The sequence below is a fragment of the Nocardioides sp. NPDC023903 genome, from assembly GCF_040639295.1.
In the GTDB taxonomy this organism is placed as follows: domain Bacteria; phylum Actinomycetota; class Actinomycetes; order Propionibacteriales; family Nocardioidaceae; genus Nocardioides.
This window is the reverse complement of record NZ_JBEZZS010000085.1, coordinates 1-1,229: the sequence shown is the minus strand read 5'-3', so window position 1 is coordinate 1,229 and position 1,229 is coordinate 1. Positions and strand designations below refer to the sequence as shown.

1 protein-coding gene is annotated in these 1,229 nt (G+C 64.5%); it reads right to left on the bottom strand.

Translation table 11 applies throughout. The annotated features are described in order from the left end of the window. Window positions 1-68 precede the first annotated feature (68 nt). Window positions 69-1,229, bottom strand: a 1,161-nt coding sequence (locus AB0F44_RS30105) for an acyl-CoA dehydrogenase family protein (RefSeq protein WP_357361032.1), incomplete at its 5' end; no start/stop codon positions are given.

The window sequence follows — 1,229 nt, the reverse complement described above, 5'->3', positions numbered from 1 at the left end:
CTCGAGGGGCGCGCCCTTGCCGGGCAGCCCGCGGTCGTCCATCCATGTGGCGAGGCGTTCGGTGTCGATCACAGGTTCCCCACTTCGTGTTCCAGGAATTCGGAGTACATGGCACGGGCGGCGTCGCGCTTGCGCGGAATCCATTCGCTGGGCCAGAGGTCTTCGCTGGGCTGGTAGTCGCGCAGTACCTGTTTGGCGACCGTGCCCTTGTGCACCTCGGTGGGCCCGTCTGCCAGTCCCATCACGCCCGCGCCGTGGATCATGGTCATGAAGGGCATCTCGTTGGAGACGCCGAGCGCGCCGTGTACCTGCATCGCCCGCCAGGCGATGTCGTGCAGGACGGTGGGCATGACCACCTTCACCGCGGCGATGTCCTTGCGGACTTTGCGGTAGTCGTTGAGCTTGTCGATCTTCCACGCGGTGTGCAGGACAAGGAGCCGGAACTGGGTCAGCTGCGCGTAGGAGTCCGCGATATAGCCCTGGACGAACTGCTTGTCCGCCAAACGCTCACCCGCGGTCTTTCGCGACAGCGCTCGTTCGCACATCATGTCCAGTGCTTTGCCTGCCAAGCCGATCGTGCGCATGGCGTGATGGATACGCCCACCACCGAGGCGGACCTGCGCCACCGCGAAAGCCTGTCCCTCACCACCGAGCAGGGACTCGGCGGGAATGCGGACATTGTCGTAGTGGATGAGTGCGTGTGAGCCCTCACCGAGCGGTTCCCCGTACAGGCCGACATCGCGTTCGATTCGGATGCCGGGAGTGTCGCCGGGAACCAGGAACATGGACATGCCTCGGTGCACACCGACATCCGGATCTGTCACCGCCATGACGATCAGGAATGACGCGGTGCGCGCGTTGGAGGAGAAGAACTTCCAGCCGTTGATCACCCAGTCGTTGCCCTCGCGCACTGCGCGGGTCTCGAATTGTGCCGGGTCGGCGCCACCCTGCGGCTCGGTCATCGAGAAGCAGGAGAAGATCTCCCCGTCCAGGAGCGGGCGCAGATAGCGCTGCTTCTGCTCGGCGCTGCCGAAATGCGCGAGAATCTCCGCGTTGCCGGTATCGGGTGCCTGGCAACCGAAAACGATGGGGGCCCACGATGATCGGCCCAGTATTTCGTTCAGCAGCGCCAGCTTCAGCTGGCCGTATCCCTGTCCACCCAGATCGGGTCCGAGGTGGGTGGCCCACAGGCCTTGTTCGCGGACCCGCTCCTTGAGCGGATCTATCGC